The organism is Mesorhizobium sp. M7A.F.Ca.US.006.04.2.1 (genome assembly GCF_004022915.1).
Taxonomy (GTDB): Bacteria; Pseudomonadota; Alphaproteobacteria; order Rhizobiales; family Rhizobiaceae; genus Mesorhizobium; species Mesorhizobium ciceri.
Window position 1 is genome coordinate 1 of sequence record NZ_RZQA01001358.1, and the last position, 1,002, is coordinate 1,002.

General features: G+C 61.8%; 1 protein-coding gene. It reads left to right on the forward strand.

From position 1 onward, the window contains the following. Window positions 1-174 precede the first annotated feature (174 nt). Entirely contained in the window at window positions 175-840 is a 666-nt protein-coding gene (locus tag EN925_RS37270) for an outer membrane protein (RefSeq protein ID WP_027160415.1), read from the forward strand. Window positions 841-1,002 lie beyond the last annotated feature (162 nt).

A 1,002-nucleotide genomic window follows, 5' to 3' on the forward strand; every position in this document is an offset into this window, starting at 1 on the left:
CCAACGCCAGTCATTTCGCCATGCTGCAAGCGCCGGATGAATATAGCCAGGCTGTGCTGGACTTCATCGATGCCAAATAGAGGATTCTGTACGGCGACAGGGGGATTGCGATTGCGGCGAATGCGGTTATCCTTCTGACGAGGATCTTTCTGAACCGTCATTTCGGGGAGTTCGATGCGTCGATTGATGGTCGCTAGTGCCGGTTTCCTTGCCGTTCTGGCCGTGCCGGCTTTTGCAGCCGACCCGGCGGTCGACGTGCCAATGACCGCGCCCGGATTCGACTGGACGGGCTATTACGCTGGTCTGCAGGCCGGCTATGGCTGGGGCCAATCCGATGTATCGGTGACAGAAGGTGCGCCATTTTCCATCGCGCCCGACATTGACGGCGGTTTTGTCGGCGGCCACGTCGCCGGCCTGTGGCAATTCGACCAGGCGGTGCTCGGCGCCGAGGCGGACCTCAACTATTCCTCGGTCGGCGGCACGACGGTATCGGCGCTGGGAAGCACATTCGGCACCGACATCAAGTGGTTCGGGTCGGTCAACGCCAAGGCGGGTTACGCCATGGACCGCCTGCTGGTCTACGGCATTGGCGGCGTCGCCTTTGCCGGCATCGAAACATCGCAAGTCGCGGGTCCGGCGTTCGACAGCACGCGCACGAATGTCGGCTGGACCGTGGGTGCCGGCGTCGACTACGCGCTGACCGACAAGTTCGTCGTCGGCGCGCAGTATCGCTACTATGATTTCGGCTCCGAGCACTACGAGGTGGCAGAACCCTTTAACGATCGCGATCAGAACGTGAAGCTGAATACGGTCGGGATCAATTTGAGCTACAAGTTCTGACCAGGCCCACAATCGCGACGCTGCCGGCCCAGGCGACCACTTGAGGGGCTCTCTTCATGGAAGGGTGGCCGACGCTCCCAGTGGGCGGGGGGAATGGGTTGGGCCTGAGAGGCGCCGGCCTTGGCGGATCAAATCCACCACACAGGCATCCTACCACTACCC